Annotated in this window: 15 protein-coding genes; 11 read left to right on the top strand and 4 right to left on the bottom strand. The window is 71.2% G+C overall.

Annotated elements, in window-relative coordinates; all coding sequences use genetic code 11:
- Nucleotides 1–36 precede the first annotated feature (36 nt).
- From AB1K54_RS04375 to AB1K54_RS04345, 7 genes are all read left to right on the top strand, one after another.
- Nucleotides 37–1020 (top strand): NAD-dependent epimerase/dehydratase family protein, encoded by a 984-nt coding sequence (locus tag AB1K54_RS04375; protein ID WP_371201497.1) that lies wholly within the window; start codon nt 37–39, stop codon nt 1018–1020.
- A 246-nt stretch (nt 1021–1266) separates the two neighbouring features.
- Nucleotides 1267–2343 (top strand): N-acetyl-gamma-glutamyl-phosphate reductase, encoded by a 1077-nt coding sequence (gene argC, locus AB1K54_RS04370; RefSeq protein ID WP_371201496.1) that lies wholly within the window; start codon nt 1267–1269, stop codon nt 2341–2343.
- Nucleotides 2340–3497 (top strand): bifunctional glutamate N-acetyltransferase/amino-acid acetyltransferase ArgJ, encoded by a 1158-nt coding sequence (argJ, locus tag AB1K54_RS04365; RefSeq protein WP_371201495.1) that lies wholly within the window; start codon nt 2340–2342, stop codon nt 3495–3497. Before argC ends, argJ begins: the two co-directional genes overlap by 4 nt.
- Nucleotides 3494–4393: an acetylglutamate kinase gene (gene argB, locus AB1K54_RS04360; protein WP_371201494.1), complete on the top strand. Its 900-nt coding sequence runs from the start codon at nt 3494–3496 to the stop codon at nt 4391–4393. Before argJ ends, argB begins: the two co-directional genes overlap by 4 nt.
- A complete protein-coding gene (locus tag AB1K54_RS04355) occupies nt 4390–5658 on the top strand; it encodes an acetylornithine transaminase (RefSeq protein ID WP_371201493.1) in 1269 nt (422 codons plus the stop codon). Before argB ends, AB1K54_RS04355 begins: the two co-directional genes overlap by 4 nt.
- Nucleotides 5655–6581, top strand: coding sequence for an ornithine carbamoyltransferase (gene argF, locus AB1K54_RS04350; RefSeq protein WP_371201492.1), 927 nt, complete (start codon nt 5655–5657; stop codon nt 6579–6581). The genes AB1K54_RS04355 and argF overlap by 4 nt, the downstream gene beginning before the upstream one ends.
- Before the next feature lie 43 nt (nt 6582–6624).
- Nucleotides 6625–7782: a heparan-alpha-glucosaminide N-acetyltransferase domain-containing protein gene (locus AB1K54_RS04345; protein WP_371201491.1), complete on the top strand. Its 1158-nt coding sequence runs from the start codon at nt 6625–6627 to the stop codon at nt 7780–7782.
- On the opposite strand, the gene AB1K54_RS04340 is transcribed toward AB1K54_RS04345, so the two are convergent.
- On the bottom strand, nt 7750–8322 hold the full coding sequence (locus AB1K54_RS04340; protein WP_371201490.1) for an ECF transporter S component: 573 nt from the start codon (nt 8320–8322) through the stop codon (nt 7750–7752). The two genes, AB1K54_RS04345 and AB1K54_RS04340, sit on opposite strands and share 33 nt — an antisense overlap.
- 64 nt (nt 8323–8386) lie before the next feature.
- Between AB1K54_RS04340 and argH the strand changes: the two genes are divergently transcribed.
- Nucleotides 8387–9817 carry an argininosuccinate lyase gene (gene argH, locus AB1K54_RS04335; RefSeq protein WP_371201489.1) on the top strand — a complete coding sequence of 477 codons (1431 nt, stop codon included), beginning with the start codon at nt 8387–8389 and terminating at the stop codon, nt 9815–9817.
- 84 nt (nt 9818–9901) lie between these two features.
- On the top strand, nt 9902–10540 hold the full coding sequence (locus AB1K54_RS04330; RefSeq protein ID WP_371201488.1) for a SatD family protein: 639 nt from the start codon (nt 9902–9904) through the stop codon (nt 10538–10540).
- 19 nt (nt 10541–10559) lie between these two features.
- Here the strand turns inward: AB1K54_RS04330 and AB1K54_RS04325 are convergent, their stop codons facing one another.
- Nucleotides 10560–11144, bottom strand: a complete 585-nt coding sequence (locus tag AB1K54_RS04325) for a hypothetical protein (RefSeq protein WP_371201487.1) — start codon at nt 11142–11144, stop codon at nt 10560–10562.
- A 103-nt stretch (nt 11145–11247) separates the two neighbouring features.
- Complete coding sequence (locus AB1K54_RS04320; RefSeq protein ID WP_371201486.1) at nt 11248–13206, bottom strand: thioester domain-containing protein; 1959 nt, start codon at nt 13204–13206, stop codon at nt 11248–11250.
- 395 nt (nt 13207–13601) lie between these two features.
- Between AB1K54_RS04320 and tyrS the strand changes: the two genes are divergently transcribed.
- Nucleotides 13602–14912, top strand: a complete 1311-nt coding sequence (tyrS, locus tag AB1K54_RS04315) for a tyrosine--tRNA ligase (RefSeq protein WP_371201485.1) — start codon at nt 13602–13604, stop codon at nt 14910–14912.
- 27 nt (nt 14913–14939) lie between these two features.
- The gene (locus AB1K54_RS04310; RefSeq protein WP_371201484.1) at nt 14940–15761 is read left to right on the top strand and encodes a DUF4184 family protein; all 822 of its coding nucleotides are present in this window, start codon (nt 14940–14942) and stop codon (nt 15759–15761) included.
- 44 nt (nt 15762–15805) lie between these two features.
- Here the strand turns inward: AB1K54_RS04310 and AB1K54_RS04305 are convergent, their stop codons facing one another.
- The gene (locus AB1K54_RS04305; protein WP_371201483.1) at nt 15806–17164 is read right to left on the bottom strand and encodes a CoA transferase; all 1359 of its coding nucleotides are present in this window, start codon (nt 17162–17164) and stop codon (nt 15806–15808) included.
- Nucleotides 17165–17734 lie beyond the last annotated feature (570 nt).

The following is a 17734-nucleotide window of genomic DNA, read 5'->3' as shown; positions in this document are numbered from 1 at the left end:
GATGCCGCGCCCGCGCCGGTCTGCTGGGATGAACGCATGACCGATGTGCTGATCCTCGGGGGAACCGGCTGGCTGAGCGGGCGCGTCGCGCGCCGATGGACCGAGGCCGGAGCATCCGTCACCTGCCTTGCCCGAGGCGGACGCCCCGCGCCCGAGGGGGTGCGGCTGCTGCGGGCCGACCGCGACGACCCCGGCGCATACGACGAGGCGGCGGCCCGCGACTGGGACGAGGTCGTCGATGTCTCCTCCCGCGCGGGGCACGTCGCGGCGGCGGTCGAGGCCCTCGCGGAGCGCACCGCGCACTGGACCTACGTCTCGACGGTCTCGGTCTACGCCGACGACACCACCGCCGGGGCGGACGAGTCGGCGGCGACGGCCGAGCCGGCGGCGCCGGGCGACGAGTACGACTACGCCCGGGAGAAGTCGGCGGCCGAGGCATCCGTGCGCACAGCGCTCGCGCAGCGGGCCGCGATCGTGCGCCCCGGGCTCATCGTCGGGGAGGGCGACCCCACGGATCGCTTCGGCTATTGGGTCGGCCGCTTCGCCCTCGCGGGCGACGGACCGGTGCTCGTGCCCGACGTGCCCGGCCTCGGCGTGCAGGTGATCGACGTCGACAATGTCGCCGCCTTCGTGCACGAGGTCGGCCGCACCGGGAGCGCAGTCGTCGCGAACGCGGTCGGCGACACGCTGTCGTTCGCTGGGTTCACCGCTCTCGCACGCGAGGTCGCGGGACACACCGGCGATCTGGTCGCGGCGGATCCCGACCTGCTCGCCGAGAGCGCAGTCGCGCACTGGATGGGGCCGCGGTCGCTGCCGCTGTGGCTGCCCGACGATCTGCCCGGGTCCGCGACGCGCTCGAACGCGGCCTATCGCGCCGGCGGCGGCCGGCTGCGTGCGCTGCGCGACACGCTCGAGCGCACGCTCGCCGATGAGCGGGCGCGCGGGCTCGACCGCGAGCGACGCGCGGGCCTCTCGCACGCGGAAGAGCTCGACCTGATCGAGCGCGTGCTGATCGGCTGAATCGCCGATCAGCGGGACGCGCGGATGCCTCGAGCCGGCGATTTGGCAACCTCCGGCGCCAGGCGCTATCGTCGCCCCATGCCTTCGGCCACGGTGGGACTGGCGATGCTCGCTCCGAGCACCGCTCCCGTGCGCCGACGCCGTCTGGGCGAGCGCCGACTCTAGGCGACCCCGCAACCGGTCCCGAGCGGCCGTCGTGGGTGTCGCCCGTCTCAGGCCCCGATCCCCAGACAATAAGGTTGAAGCATGACCTATTCGGTCGCCGTCTCCGGCGCCTCCGGCTATGCGGGCGGCGAGATCCTCCGTCTTCTCGCCGATCACCCCGACATCGAGATCCGCACCGTCACCGCGCACGCGAACGCGGGGCAGCGGCTGCTCGAGCACCAGCCGCACCTGCGCTCGCTCGCGCACCTCACCCTGCAGCCGACGACTCCCGACATCCTCGCCGGTCACGACATCGTCTTCCTGGCCCTCCCGCACGGGCAGTCGGGCCAGTACACCGATGCGCTGGGCGACACGCCCCTCGTGATCGACGCGGGCGCCGACCACCGCCTCGAGTCCGTCGCGGACTGGGATCGCTTCTACGGGGGCGACTTCCACGATCCGTGGACGTACGGGGTGCCCGAGCTGCCGGTGAACGGCTCGAAGCAGCGCGAGCGACTCGTGGGTGCGACGCGCATCGCCGCCCCCGGCTGCAACGCGTCGACCGTGTCGTTGAGCCTCGCGCCGGGTGTCGCGGCGGGCGTGATCGACCCGTCCGACATCGTGACGGTGCTCGCCGTCGGCCCTTCGGGTGCGGGCAAGAGCCTCAAGACGAACCTGCTCGCCAGCGAGATCCTCGGCACCGCGAACCCGTACTCGGTGGGCGGAGTGCACCGGCACATCCCCGAGATCCGCCAGGCGCTCGCCGCGGCCCGGCGGAGCGCGAGCGCCCCCGTCGAAGGCACGCCGAAGGAGAGCATCCGCGTGTCGTTCACGCCCGTGCTCGTGCCGATGGCGCGGGGCATCCTCGCCACCTCGTCCGCGCCGATCGCGCCCGGGGTGAGCGACGACGAGATCCGCGCCGCGTGGGAGGCCGCGTACGGCGACGAGACCTTCGTGCAGCTGCTGCCCGAGGGGCAGTTCCCGCGCACCGCCGACGTGCTCGGCGCCAATACGGCCCTGATGGGGCTTGCGATCGACCGCGCCGCGAACCGCGTGGTCGTCGTGACCGCCGTCGACAACCTCGTCAAGGGCACCGCGGGCGCGGCCGTGCAGTCCATGAACATCGCGCTCGGCCTCCCCGAAGGCCGTGCCCTCACCGTGAACGGAGTCGCGCCGTGAGCGTCACCGCGCCCCAGGGATTCGAGGCCGCCGGCGTTGCGGCGGGTCTGAAGTCGACCGGCAAGCCCGACGTCGCCGTGGTCGTCAACCGCGGTCCGCTCAAGGTCGGCGCGGCGGTGTTCACGTCCAACCGCGCCAAGGCGAACCCGATCATCTGGTCGCAGCAGGTCATCCAGGACGGCGTCGTCGAGGCGATCGTGCTGAACTCCGGCGGCGCGAACTGCTTCACGGGGTCCTTCGGCTTCCAGACGACGCATCAGACCGCCGAGAAGGCGGCCGCGCTGCTGGGCGTGAGCGCCGGAGACGTGCTCGTGTGCTCGACGGGCCTCATCGGCGCCGGCGACGAGGTGTTCCGTGCGAAGGTGCTTGCGGGAACGGAGCAGGCGATCGCCGAGCTCAGTCCCGACGGCGGATCCGACGCGGCCCGCGCGATCATGACCACCGACTCCGTCGACAAGACGAGCACGTTCCGCGGCGACGGGTGGATGATCGGGGGCATGGCGAAGGGCGCCGGGATGCTGGCGCCGGGCCTTGCGACGATGCTCGTCGTCATCACGACCGACGCCGTGCTCACCGCCGACCAGGCCGATGCGCACCTGCGCGCCGCGACGCACGTGAGCTTCGACCGCCTCGACTCGGACGGCTGCATGTCGACCAACGATCAGGTGACTCTGATGGTCAGCGGCGCCAGCGGCGTGACGCCCGACCCCGACGCGTTCCGCTTCGCGCTCGTCGACGTGTGCACGAACCTCGCGGTGCAGCTGCAGGGCGACGCCGAGGGTGCGAGCCACGACATCTCGATCGAGGTCGTGCACGCGGCATCCGAGTCCGACGCGGTCGAGGTCGGCCGGGCGGTCGCCCGCAACAACCTGTTCAAGGCGGCGATCTTCGGCAACGACCCGAACTGGGGCCGTGTGCTCGCGGCGATCGGCACGACGCAGGCGGAGTTTGACCCGTACTCGGTCGACGTCGAGATGAACGGCGTGCGGGTGTGCTCGAACGGGGGACCGGACCGGCCCCGCGAAGAGGTCGACCTGACGCCGCGGGCGACGCACGTGCTGATCGACCTCAAGGCCGCAGACGCGTCGGCGATCATCCGCACCAACGATCTCACCCACGACTACGTCCACGAGAACAGCGCGTACTCATCATGACCGATCTGCAAGAGACTGATCCCGGCGAGGCGTCGGCCAAGGCCGCGACCCTCATCGAGTCGCTGCCGTGGCTGCGGCGCTTCCGCGACCAGATCGTGGTGGTCAAATACGGCGGCAACGCCATGATCAGCGACCAGCTGCAGGATGCCTTCGCCGCCGACATCGCTTACCTGCGGTACGTCGGGGTCAAGCCCGTCGTCGTGCACGGGGGTGGGCCGCAGATCTCGTCGATGCTTGACCGGCTCGAGATCCCGAGCGAGTTCAAGGGCGGCTACCGCGTCACCTCGACCGAGGCCATCGGAGTCGTCCGGATGGTGCTCACCGGCCAGATCAATCCGCAGTTGGTGGCGAAGATCAACGCGCACGGACCGGTCGCGACGGGTCTGAGCGGCGAGGACGCGGGCCTGTTCGGCGGTCGCCGCCGCGGAGTCGTGATCGGCGGTGTGGAGCACGACCTGGGTCGGGTGGGCGATGTGGTCGAGGTCGACCCGCAGCCGGTGCTCGACCAGCTGGGCGCCGGTCGCATCCCGGTCGTCTCGAGCATCGCGCCCGACCTCGACAAACCGGGCCACTCGCTCAACGTCAACGCCGACGCGGCGGCCGCGGCGCTCGCGATCGCCCTGGGCGCGGCCAAGCTCGTCGTGCTGACCGACGTCCCGGGACTGTACGCCGACTGGCCCAACCGCGACTCGCTGGTGTCGCACCTGACCGCGCAGGACCTCCGCGCGATGCTGCCGACCCTTGAGTCGGGCATGATCCCCAAGATGCAGGCGTGCCTGGACGCCGTCGAGGGCGGGGTCGAGACGGCGGCGATCATCGACGGACGGGTGCCGCACTCGGTGCTCGTCGAGATCTTCACAAGCAAGGGAATCGGAACAGAGGTGGTGGCCCAATGAGCCGACAGATCGACGTGCCGCAGCAGCAGACGACCGACGGCTGGCAGGAGGACGTGGCGCGCGACCTCGTGCGCAACGCGGGCGACCGCCTCGCACTCATCGTGCGCGGCGAGGGCGCCCACGTGTGGGACGCCGACGGCAGGCGCTACCTCGACTTCCTGGCCGGAGTCGCGGTGAACTCGCTCGGGCACGCGCACCCCGTGTTCGTCGAGGCGGTCGCGCAGCAGGCCGCGACGCTCGCGCACGTCTCGAACTACTTCGCCACCCCGCCGCAGCTCGCCCTCGCGGCGCGTCTGAAGCGCCTGGCGGGAACCGGCCCCGAGGGGCGCGTGTACTTCTGCAACTCCGGCGCCGAGGCCAATGAGGCCGCGTTCAAGCTCGCGCGGCTGCACGGCGGGGCAGAGAAGCCGCGCATCCTGGCCCTGCGCAACGCGTTCCACGGCCGCACCATGGGCACCCTCGCCCTCACCGGCAAGCCGGCGATGCAGGAGCCGTTCCAGCCCATGGTCGAAGGCGTCGAGCACATCGACTCGGCCATCGAAGACCTCGAGGCGGCGATCGACGACCGCGTTGCGGCGGTGTTCCTCGAGCCGATCAAGGGCGAGGCGGGCGTGCTGCCGCTGCCCGACGGGTACCTCGCCGCGGCGCGCGCACTCACCGAGAAGCACGGCGCGCTGCTGATCCTCGACGAGATCCAGACCGGCGCCGGGCGCACGGGGGCGTGGTTCGCGTTCCAGCACGAGGGCATCACCCCCGACGCGATCACTGTCGCCAAAGGCATCGGCGGCGGGTTCCCGATCGGCGGCCTCATCACCTTCGGCGCGGCCAGCGAGCTGTTCTACCCGGGCACGCACGGGTCGACCTTCGGCGGAAACGCGCTCGGCACGGCGGTGGCTGCGGCAGTGCTCGCCGAGATCGAGTCCGCCGGTCTCGTGCAGAACGCCGCCGAGCGCGGCCCGCAGCTGCGCGCGGCGATCGAGGCGATCGGGTCGCCGCTTGTGACCGGATGCCGCGGCCAGGGCCTTCTCATCGGCATCGGGCTGAAGCATCCGGTGTCGGCGTCCGTGGCCGCAGCCGCCCAGCAGCACGGCCTGATCGTCAACGCCGTGAACGACGACACGATCCGCATCGCCCCGCCGCTGAACATCGGTGACGAAGAGATCGACGAGTTCGCGCAGAAGTTCGCCGCGGCGCTGGCCACCGTCGAGTCCGCCGTGCTGCTGAATGCGCACGAGCCGGCCGAGTCCGAAGGAGCCCGCGCATGACCCGCCACCTGCTGCGCGACGACGACCTGACGCAGGCCGAGCAGCGCGAGATCCTCGACCTCGCGATCGAGCTGAAGAAGGACCGCTGGGCCCGCAAGCCGCTCGCCGGCCCGCAGACGGTCGCCGTGATCTTCGACAAGTCCTCGACCCGCACGCGCGTCTCGTTCGCTGTCGGCATCGCCGACCTGGGCGGCTCGCCGCTGATCATCTCGACGGCCAACAGCCAGCTCGGCGGCAAGGAGACCCCGGCCGACACGGCCCGTGTGCTCGAGCGCCAGGTCGCGGCGATCGTGTGGCGCACCTATGCGCAGGCGGGGCTCGAGGAGATGGCGCGGGGCACGCGCGTGCCGGTGGTCAACGCGCTGAGCGACGACTTCCACCCGTGCCAGCTGCTCGCCGACCTGCTCACCATCCGCGAGCACAAGGGCGAGTTGAAGGGACTCACCCTCACGTTCTTCGGCGACGGCCGATCGAACATGGCCCACTCCTACGTGCTCGCCGGGGTCACCGCCGGGATGCACGTGCGCGTCGCCTCGCCCGAGGACTACGCCCCGCGCGAGGACGTGATCGCCGACGCGGACCGCCTTGCCGTCGGGACCGGGGGGTCGGTCACGCTGTACACCGACGCCAACGAGGCCGCGGCCGGTGCAGATGTCATCGTCACCGACACGTGGGTGTCGATGGGCAAGGAGGAGGAGAAGCTCGCACGTCTGCGCGACCTCGGCGGCTACAAGGTGACGAGCGAGATCATGTCACTGGCTGCGGGCGAGGCGATCTTCATCCACTGCCTGCCTGCCGACCGCGGCTACGAGGTCGACGCCGAAGTCATCGACGGTCCGCAGAGCGTCGTGTGGGACGAGGCCGAGAACCGGCTCCACGCGCAGAAGGCGCTGCTGGTCTGGCTGCTGAGCCAGCAGGACTGACCCGGGCGCGCAGCGGGGCGAAGGTGAGCGGAAGACCCTGTCGTTGAGCGAGGCAAGCCAGACCAAACGCACCGCGCGTCCCGGCGCGCGCCCGCTCGCGACGCACTGGCGGCGCCTGAACGGTCCCGCGCGCCTGGCCGGAGTCGACCTCGCGCGGGGGCTCGCGGTGCTCGGCATGTTCGCCGCGCACCTGCTGCCCGACAGCGGACCCTTCGACTGGGGGACTCCCGCCACCTGGATCGACATCGTGAACGGGCGTTCGTCGATCCTCTTCGCGACGCTCGCCGGCGTGTCGATCGGCCTGGTCACCGGCGGCACCCGGCCGCTCGCGCGTGAGGCGATGGCCACTGCCCGCGGGCGTCTGGCCGTCCGCGCGCTGCTTCTGTGGGTGCTGGGTCTGCTGCTGTGGGCGACGGGGGTCCCGGTCTACGTGATCCTGCCCGCCTACGGCATTCTGTTCCTCCTCGCGCTGCCGCTGACCGCGCTCGATGCGCGCGTGCTCTTTCCGCTCGCCGGTGCGCTCGCGCTCGTCATGCCGTTCATCCAGGTGTGGCTGGACGCGGCGCCGTTCTGGCGCACCGACGAGGGCCGGGCCGTGGCGACGGTGCTCGGTTGGCACTACCCGTTCCCGGTGTGGATCGCCTTCGTCGTGGCCGGCCTGGGGCTCGCGCGCGCGGGCCTGCGGCGCACGCGCGTGCAGCTGATCGCGCTGGCGTCGGGTGCGGTGCTCGCGGTGGCCGGCTACGGTGCGGATGCCGCGACCGGCGCGGACGAGGCATCCGAGGTCTTCTCGTTCTGGGGTGCGGTCTGGACTGCGCGGCCCCACTCGAGCGGGCTGCTGGAGGTGATCGGGTCGGGCGGGTTCGCGATCGCGGTGATCGCGGCGAGCATGCTCGTGTGCCGCACCGTGCTCGTGTGGGTCGTGCTGCCGCTGCGCGCTGTCGGCGCGATGCCGCTCACCGCCTACACGGTTCAGCTGCTGGTGTGGGCGTGGGTCGCGACCGCGGTGCTCGGTCGGCCCGATGACCTCACGGGATTCCGGGACCTGGAGCCGTTCATCCCGCTGACGCTGTGGACGATCGTCGGATGCTCCGCGTGGGCGCTGCTGATCGGGCGAGGTCCGCTCGAGTGGGTGTTCGATCGGGCCTCGCGCATCGTGCGCGAACCGTCAGCGCCCGACGCCCGCGCGGCGCAGCCCTGACGAGATCACCAGGCCGAGGGTCGTGGAGGCGAAGATCGTCACCGCGAGCAGGGCGATCGCGCCGGCCTTGACCCAGCCGGGAAACACCTCGGCGTTGAGGGTGACGGCCCAATAGGCGGCGTAGGCGACGGTGAGCACGGCGGCGGCCAGGTAGGCCAGGGCCGTCGTCCAGCGGCGCCAGCGCGTGATCAGGTACGTCAACTCCTGGAACACCGCCACGAACAGCAAGAGCGTGAGCGTTCCGATGCCTCCCGTGAACGGGATCGCGACGACTCCGGCCACGACCCCCACGAGGAGGGCGGCGCCGCCGCGCCGCACGAGGGACTGAGCGATGACCCCCGGGATCACGTAGGGCACCACCGCGAGTCCGTACAGCATGGGCGCGGCCACCCACAGACCCCGGGCCAGCCACGCCGACGGCGTGACCACGATGGCGCCGGCCACGCCGATTGCGGCGAGGGTGAGCAGGGTCCGGGTCGAGAAGAAGCGGGGGGATGCCGTGGCGCCGGTCTTCGGGGCGGGTGTCGGGATTCGGGTCACGCCCGACAGCTTAGGGTACCCTCACCTGCCCGAACGCTCGGGGGTCGCTGGGTAGGCTGGAGCGGTGAGCGGCGAGAAGCAGGACGGAACGAACAAGGGCGCGCTGTGGGGTGCGCGATTCGCGGGAGGGCCGTCGCCTGAGCTGGCGGCTCTGAGCGTCTCGACCCACTTCGATTGGGCGCTCGCGCTGTACGACATCGCGGGCTCGCACGCTCACGCCAAGGCGCTCGCCGCCGCGGGCTATCTGACCGACGACGAGGCCATCCGCATGCACGCGGGGCTCGACGCGCTGGCCCGGCGCATCTCGGACGGCTCGCTCGTGGCCGCTCCCGGCGACGAGGACGTGCACGGAGCGCTTGAGGCGGCGCTGATCGCCGAGGTCGGGCCAGAGCTCGGCGGGAAGCTGCGCGCCGGGCGCAGCCGCAACGACCAGATCGCGACGCTCGTGCGGATGTACCTCCTGGACCACTCCCGCACGATCGCGCGCGACCTGCTGCGGATCATCGACGCGCTGGTCGCGCAGGCCGAGGCGCACCCCGACGCGATCATGCCCGGCCGCACGCACCTGCAGCACGCGCAGCCGATCCTGCTCGCGCACCATCTGCAGGCTCACGCGTGGCCGCTCGTGCGCGAGATCGAGCGCCTGCGGGACTGGTCGGCGCGGGCATCGGTCTCGCCCTACGGCGGGGGAGCGCTCGCCGGTTCCAGCCTCGGGCTCGACCCGCAGCTCGTCGCCGCCGAACTGGGGCTCGCCCGGCCGTCCGAGAACTCGATCGACGGCACGTCGGCACGCGACGTCGTGGCCGAGTTCGCGTTCATCGCTGCGATGATCGGCGTCGACGTCTCGCGGCTGTCGGAAGACCTGATCATCTGGAACACGCGCGAGTTCGGGTTCGTGCGACTCGACGACGCGTACTCGACCGGCTCGAGCATCATGCCGCAGAAGAAGAACCCCGACATCGCCGAGCTCGCGCGCGGCAAGTCCGGGCGGCTCATCGGCAACCTCGCTGGCCTGCTGGCAACGCTCAAGGGACTCCCGCTGGCCTACAACCGCGATCTGCAGGAGGACAAGGAACCGGTGTTCGACTCGGTCCGCACGCTCGAGATCGTGCTGCCTGCGGTGGCGGGCATGATCGCGACGCTGCGCTTCGACACGGAGCGGATGGCGGCGCTCGCGCCGCAGGGCTTCTCGCTGGCGACGGATGTCGCGGACTGGCTCGTCAAGCGCGGCATCCCGTTCCGCGAGGCGCACGAGGTGTCCGGCGCCCTCGTGAAGCTGTGCGAAGACCGTGGGATCGAACTGCACGAGGCCGGCGATGAGGACTTCGCCGCGGTGTCGCCGCACCTGACCCCCGAGGTGCGAGACGTGCTGACGGCCGAGGGTTCGGTCGCTAGCCGCGACGGCGCGGGAGGAACCGCGCCCGTCCGTGTCGCCGAGCAGCGCACCGAGCTCATCGCGCGCGCGCAGACGGCCGCTCACGCGCTGGGTCTGTGAGCGGCCGGATCGGCCTTCGGCTTATCGTTTCAGAACATCAGTGATCTGCTGATATTCAGTAAAAATCAGCGATACACTGTTCCCATGCCCGTTGCGGTGATCGTCGACATCATCGGCTCGCGCGGTATCGCCGACCGCGTCGCCGCTCAGCGCGCGCTCGATGACACGGTCGCCGCCATCACCGATGCCGGGCCCACGCCCACGACCGCGCTGCACCCGATCGTCGGCGACGAGCTGCAGGGCGTCTACGGCACGCTCGATCACGCCCTCGCCGCGATCCTGCTCTTCCGGCTCGCGCTGCCGGCGCCCCTGGACTGCCGATTCGGGCTCGGCATCGGAGCGGTCGGGACCATCCCCTCGGCGACCGGCGACATCTCCGAAGGTCCCGGCTGGTGGGCGGCGCGCGACGCGATCGAGACCGTGGAACGGATGCAGCGGCGCAGCGCTCCCGGCCTGCGGACGTGGGTGGCGGCATCCGTCGACGGCGACCTCGACCCCGGTGCCGTGCGACGGGCGAACGCGTACCTGCTCGCGCGCGACGAGCTCGTCACGAACATGCCGGAGCGCACACGGCGCCTGGCCTACGGGCGGTGCCTGGGCCTCACGCAGCGCGCCCTCGCCGAGGACGAAGGCGTCACCCAGTCCGCGGTGTCGCAGGCGCTCGCGAGCGCGGGCGGGTCTGCCGTGGTCGAGGGCTACCGGCTGCTCGCCATGACAGGCTGACCCGGCGCCGTCTCGGTCGTCACCAGATCGCCAGACGCACCAGCCCACCGACGACGCACGCCCACAGCAGGCTCCCGAAGGTGCCGATGATGAACCTCTCGCGCGCTTCGGGGGTCGCCAGTTCCGAGAAGCGGCCGATTCCCTTCACGGCGACGATCACGGCGATCGCCTCGGGATAGCCGGCGAGGATCGCCACGACCGACGCCAGTCGCTCGAGGTAGCCGATCACGGTTCCGCCGCGCATCAGCGCGGGCCCCGGCTCGTCGCCGGTCGCGGCGTTCAGGATGATCCCGCCGTCGGGTGTCTCACGCACCCGGCCGTGGGCGGCGATCTCGAGCACCCGACGGGTGAGCGGGTTTCCGCCGAGCACCGCCAGCGCGATGCCCAGCAGAGCCAGGATGAAGCCCATCAGGGTCGGCACGTTCACCGGCGACACCGCCACCACGGCCAGCGACAGCACGATCAGTCCGGTCGCGATCGCAAGCGACATCGTCGGGGGCCGGCGCAGGCTGAGCGTGACGAGGGCCAGCGCGCCGCACAGCGCCAGGAAGAGGAAGATCGACAGGATCGCGGCGACGACGTCGGCGGGAATCGCGAGGGGCATGTCGGTCAGTCTCGCACGAGCCGACGACATGACCTTCGACCACGCCCGGGCAGCCCCGATCGCCGGACGCCCGGTCGGGGCATCCGGCGATCGGGCGCGCGGTTCAGGCCTTCTTGCGCCTGACGGCCAGCACGATGGCGCCGGCGGCGAGCAGCGCTGCCGCGAGAGCGGCGGGGACGCCGATCGCGAAGGCGTCCAGGCCGGTCCAGGACAGTGTGCCCGGCTTGGGCGTGTCGTAGGTGTTCACGACGTTCACGCGCGCGCCCTCGGGGGCGACGACCAAGGTCTGGCCGAGGCCGGTGACCTTCACGGTCAGCCCGTCGCGGGCGCCGTTCGCGGACTCGGTCACGGTGACCTGCGTACCCAGCGGCACGTTCTCGATCAGCGTCGAGACGGCTGCGGTGGTGCGGGCGGGGATCACGATGTCCCGGTCGTACCCGGGGTACGAGACGTGGAGCACGACCTCGCCCTGCAGTCCCGCGCCGTCGCCGGTGAACGTCTTGTCGACGACGAGCGAGCCGTACTGGCGGGTGTAGGTGTTCACCACGTCGGCGTGTGCGCCTTCGGCGGTGTCGACCAGCACCTGTCCGAGACCGGTGACCTCGACGCTCAGCCCGACGCTGCTGCCGTCGGCCGGTTCGGTGATGGTCACCGCAGTTCCCAGCGGCACGTTCTCGATCAGCGTCGAGACGGCTGCGGTGGTGCGGGCGGGGATCACGATGTCCCGGTCGTACCCGGGGTACGAGACGTGGAGCACGACCTCGCCCTGCAGTCCCGCGCCGTCGCCGGTGAACGTCTTGTCGACGACGAGCGAGCCGTACTGGCGGGTGTAGGTGTTCACCACGTCGGCGTGTGCGCCCTCGGCGGTGTCGACCAGCACCTGTCGGAGACCGGTGACCTCGACGCTCAGCCCGACGCTGCTGCCGTCGGCCGGTTCGGTGATGGTCACGACCGTCCCCAGCGGGACGCGTTCGATCAGCATCGTGGTGGGTCCGGCGGTGCCCGCGGGGATCACGAAGTCCTGCTCGAATCCGGGGTACGAGACGTGGAGCACGACCTCGCCCTGCAGTCCCGCGCCTTCACCGGCGATCGTCTTGTCCACGACGAGTGAGCCGAACGGGACGAACGTCGCGGTGGCTTCCGCGCTCGCGGTGAGCGTGGCGTTCCTGCCGAGGATCAGCTTCTGCGCGGCGCCCGCGCCCTTTGTGAACAGGAACGCGGTGCCGCCCGCGATGGTCGCGCTGCCGACCGCGGTGAGGGTGCTCGAGGTCTGGCCGGGATCGGCCCGCAGATAGATCGCGGTGCCCGCAGGCACCGTCGTCCCGTCGGCGATCTGGGTGCCGCCGTCGGCGGTCCACATGGTCCCGCCGACCACGGTGACGGTGACGTCACCGTTGGCCACGGGAACGAAGGGCCCGACGGCCTGGTCCGCGAACATGGTCGTAGACCCGGGGGCCTGGATCGCGATCGACGGGGGAGTCGGCTCGGGGGCAGGGCCCCGGTCGAGGACGTCCTGAACGATCGCGGCGACCTTCGCCCGCAGGACGGGGTTCGAGTCGTCGAGGATGAACCCGTCGCTGAAGAACCAGATCGCGGCCTGGACTGCCGGCACATCTGAGGGGCTGCCGGCGTTCGGGAAGTAGTTCCCGAGCAGCTGCGCGATATAGGCGGAGTTCGGGACGTCGGCGTCGCCCCACGTTCCGAGCTGGTACATGTTGCCGGTCGTCGTGCCCGTCTTGAGATCGATGCAGTACAGCTGCAGCGTCTGGCCGGACTCGTCGCCGACGGCTTCGACGAGCGACGCCGTCGGCGAGGTCGCCTGATACCCGACGGGCGGAGCGGCGGGATACCCTTGCGTCACGTCGGGGGCCGGGGCCGAGGCTGTCGGCAGACCGCCTGAGACGGTGGCGCGGTACTGGAACGCGGTGATCGTCCAGCTCGTATCGGTCGGTGGTGGATCGTCGGCATACGCTGTCTGGGCGATACCGCCTGACAGCAGGACGCCGATCGCTGCGACGGCAGCGACCAGTCCCCTCAGGGACCTCTTCTTCTGGGTGCGCACAATGCACCTCCAAGTGGCTGCGCACGGGAGTGACGCGCGATCAGGTGCGTCCGACGTGGCGTCGTTTCGGTGACGACGGGTCGTCAGAGGAGTGCGACGGGGCGCTTCCGGGGTTCGACGAACCGCTACGGCGACGGGTCGCTCTCCGGAGGGGTACCGGGTCGCCTTCGGTGGGCGACTGGTCCACGGGATGCCCCTCGGGGTGGGGCACACCTTTATCTAACACCTGTTGTCAGACCACAGCGGATTATCCAGTGATCTCCCAGCGATTCACCATCCGGATCACAGCCGGCTCACGCAGTCCATCCAGGTAGGCACGGTAATGCGCCACCGCGACGGAGTGCGGCCGGTCGCGGCATCCGGCCCCTCTGTCTCGCGCTGATAGCCTGAGACGCGTGTCTACGCCCGTCGTGAGCGCGACCACCCCGGCAAACGACCCCTCGTTCGAGAACGTGTGGGACGAGATCGTCTGGCGTGGCCTCGTGCATGTGTCCACCGACCAGCAGGCGCTGCGCGCCCTTCTCGGCGGAGCCCCGATCACGTACTACTGCGGGTTCGACCCCACCGCGCCGAGCCTTCACCTCGGCAATCTCGTGCAGCTGCTGCTGCTGCGGCGCCTGCAGCTGGCCGGGCACAAGCCGCTCGGGCTCGTCGGAGGATCGACCGGCCTCATCGGCGATCCGCGCCCGAGCGCCGAGCGCACGCTCAACACGAAAGAGACCGTCGCCGAGTGGGTCGGGTACCTGCGCGCACAGGTCGAGCGCTTCCTCAGCTTCGAGGGCGAGAACGCCGCGCGCATCGTGAACAACCTCGACTGGACCGCGCCGATGTCGGCGATCGACTTCCTGCGCGAGATCGGCAAGCACTACCGTGTCGGCACGATGCTGAAGAAAGATGCGGTCGCCGCGCGCCTGAACTCCGAGGCGGGCATCAGTTACACCGAGTTCAGCTACCAGATCCTGCAGGGCCTGGACTACCTGGAGCTGTACCGCGCGTACGACTGCGTGCTGCAGACAGGCGGCAGCGACCAGTGGGGCAACCTCACCAGCGGCACCGATCTCATCCACCGGGTTGAGGGCGTCCACGTGCACGCCATCGGCACGCCGCTGATCACCAACAGCGACGGCACCAAGTTCGGCAAGAGCGAGGGCAACGCGATCTGGCTGGATGCGGCGATGTGCAGCCCCTACGCCTTCTACCAGTTCTGGCTCAACCAGGACGACGCCGACGTCGTCGATCGCCTGAAGGTCTTCACCTTCCTCACGCGCGACGAGATCGACCAGTACGAGCGCCTGGTCGCCGCCGAGCCGTTCCGCCGCGAGGCCCAGCGCAGGCTCGCCCTCGAGGTGACCGCTTTCGTGCACGGACCGGATGCCACGGCCGCGGTGATCGCGGCATCCGACGCCCTCTTCGGACAGGGCGACCTCACATCGCTCGACTCGGACGTGCTGCGCAGCGCGCTTGTCGAGCTGCCGCATGCGGAGGTGCCTGTCTCCACGACCGTCGTGCAGGCGCTCGTCGAGACAGGCCTCGTCTCGTCGCTGTCCGAGGGCCGGCGTGCGATCGCCCAGGGCGGCGTGTCGCTCGACGGCGTGCGCGTCGAGGACGAGGGCGCGCTGGTGACGGGCGCGCTGCCGGGCGGGGTGTCGGTGCTCCGTCGCGGAAAGAAGACGCTCGCGGGACTGTTCGTCCGCGCCGGTCGTTGAGCCGGTAGCGGGCGGGACGAGGCGCTCATGCCGTTCACGCCGAGCCACGCGGTCGTTGCGCTCCCGTTCCTGCGCACGCCGCTCGTTCCGGCGGCGATCGCGGTGGGCGCGATGACGCCGGACCTGCCGCTGTTCGTGCGCGGGACGCCGATCCGCTACGGCTGGACCCACGACCTCGCATGGCTGCCGGTGACGATGCTGCTCGCGCTCGCGCTGCTGCTCGTGTGGCGGTGCGCCGTGCGCCCGGCCGTGCGCGAGCTCTCGCCGGGGTGGCTGGCAGCGCGGCTGCCGGGGGAGTGGGATGCCGGCGCCGCGGCGGCCGCGGGCGAGACGTTCGGCGGGCGCAGCGACGGGCCGGGGCGCCGGTCGCGCGGGGTCGCGATCGCGCTGCTGGCGGTCTCCCTCGCGCTCGGCGTCGTCTCGCACATCGTGTGGGACCTGTTCACGCACGATGGCCGTTGGGGCGTCGCGGCACTGCCGCTGCTCAGCCAACGGTGGGGGTTGCTCGACGGCTACCGGTGGCTGCAGCACGGCTCGAGTGTGCTGGGTCTGGCGATCGTCGCGGTGTGGGCGGTGCTGTGGCTGCGTCGGCGTTCGCGTTCGCACGTCGACCGACTCCTCCCCGCAGGGGTGCGTGTGGCGTGGATGCCCGCGCTGCCGGTGGTCCTCGTGGTCGCGCTGGCCCTCGGCTATGCGGCCGCGGGCGGCTTCACGCCCGCGTTCACACCGCAGCATCTGGCCTATGCGGTGCTCCCGCCGGCCTGTGCGGTGTGGGGCGCGGCGACGCTCGGGCTGTGCGTGGGGGTGCAGGTCGTGCGGGCGGTGCGAGGCCGCGCCCGGGTGCGATAGGCGAGGCTGTCCGATAGCGGTCGCGCCGGGAGAGCCCGGGCGCGTCAGAGCCAGGCGGGTGCGTCCTGCCCCCACGGCCGAGGCGACGCGAACACGGTCGGCCCGCCTGCATAGGCCACGGCCGGGGCGGCGGTGGTGACCCGGGCCCCGGCGACACGGAACGTCTGCAGGTGCCGCGCCGGTGCGGCCACGGATGCCGCGGGTGCCGGCTCGGACGTGCGCGGCATCCCGCATAGCTCTGCCGCGACGCGGCGCAGCGACGTGTGCGCCAGCCACGATCCGCCCTCGGCTCGCCGACGCTCGAGCAGCGTGATCACGGCGGTCGCCAGCAGGTAGCCCGCGCTGTGGTCGAGGGCCTGCGCGGGCAGCACGCCGGGTGCCTGGCCGTCGGCGGACTCGATCCACGAGATGCCGCTCGCCGCCTGCACGACGCTGTCGAATCCGCGACGGGCCGGCCAGTCCGCGCCCCATGCCGACAGCTGCGCGACGACGATGCCCGGCTTGCGAGCGGCGAGCGAGGCGGGAGACAGGCCGAGGCGCGCGAGCCCCGCCGGGCGGTAGCCCAGCACCACGGCGTCGGCGGTGGCCAGCAGTTCGTCCAAGCGCAGTCGATCCGCGGCGTCGTCCAGATCGAGCAGGGCCGAGCGCTTGCCGTGCCCGGTGTCGAGGTGCTGCCATCGCGGCTCAGGCATCGCGGGCGGGTCGATACGCAGCACGTCGGCTCCGAGCAGGGCCAGTGTGCGGGTGCAGACCGAGCCGGCGATCACGCGGGTGAGATCGAGCACACGGATGCCGCGCAGCGGCGCATCGAGGGCGTCCGGACTCCACCTGCCGGCGTCGGCGGGGCCGAGGCGCGTGATCGTGACCAGCGGATTCGTGCGCAGCACCCGGTCGGCGACGGCGTCTTCGCGCGCGACCGGGGCGCAGATCCCGCCGGCAGCGACGATCGCCTCCGACGCCTCTGCGGCGCCGCGTGTGCCCAGTGCGTCGGCGACGGCCTCGCGCCCGGCGTCGGGTGCGAGGCCGAGCGCGCAACGCAGGGCACGCGCGTGGTGCGGATAGTTGCCGTGCGTGCGCACCCATCCGTCTGCGGTGCGGAAGAAGCCCGACAGCGGCGCGAACGCCGTCGGGGCAGCCCCGTCCACCTGCCCGTGCTTCTCGCTCGCGTAGGCGACGGCGATGCGATCCGGATCGAGCTCCACGCTCGCGGCGCCCGCCGCGCGTGCGGCGGCCAGCGATGCGGCGGCCACGCTCGCCCAGGCGAGGCCTGCGACGTCGGTGCGGGCAGGCAGGGGCACCGGATGCCGCGCCGCGGCAATGGACGCGAGCTCACGAGGGTGTCGCTCAAGCTCTCCCCACAGCCGGGAGAGCAGGGCGAGGCCCGCGTGCGGATCGGAGGACATGCGCGGACGATAGCCCGTCGCGCGCGCGCCCGCCAGCGGCCGGGGGCCGAATCCTTCGTGGCGTCCCTGTCGTGATCGAGCCGCATGCCCGAGCAGCCATCGGCCTTCTTCCGCGGTTTTCTGCGGGTTGTGGGGTGCGACACGCCCGGGGTGCGGGCTGGATTCGACGGATGGGGGGATCGCACGTAAAGTATTACTTGTTCGCCCCACAGGGAAGAGCGCGGGACTGAGAGTCCCGCCCCCCTCAAGCGGAGAACAAGATCCTTCCAGCCTCGCATCGGCGCGGCACGACCTCCGGGTCGAAGGAAGGGTTCGCCTCCTCCACCACGGAGCAGTCGAAGGCTGTGTGCGTCTCGAAAGAACGCCCGCTGCGATTTGACTGTGCTCCCATCGAGGGGGTAAGATGAACAGGTTGCCCTGCAGAGAAGGCCGAGAGGCTGGAAGGCAGGAGCGTCCGTTCCTTGAGAACTCAACAGCGTGCACTTGTCAAATGCCAAATTTTATCCTCGTCCAGGCTTTTTGGTCTGGTTGAGAATTCCTTTGGATCAATTTATGGATGTCAGTGACATT

This window comes from Microbacterium sp. BWT-B31, from assembly GCF_041379855.1.
Classification (GTDB): domain Bacteria; phylum Actinomycetota; class Actinomycetes; order Actinomycetales; family Microbacteriaceae; genus Microbacterium.
Note: the sequence above shows the minus strand (reverse complement) of the source record. Positions and strands in the feature narration are given on the sequence as shown.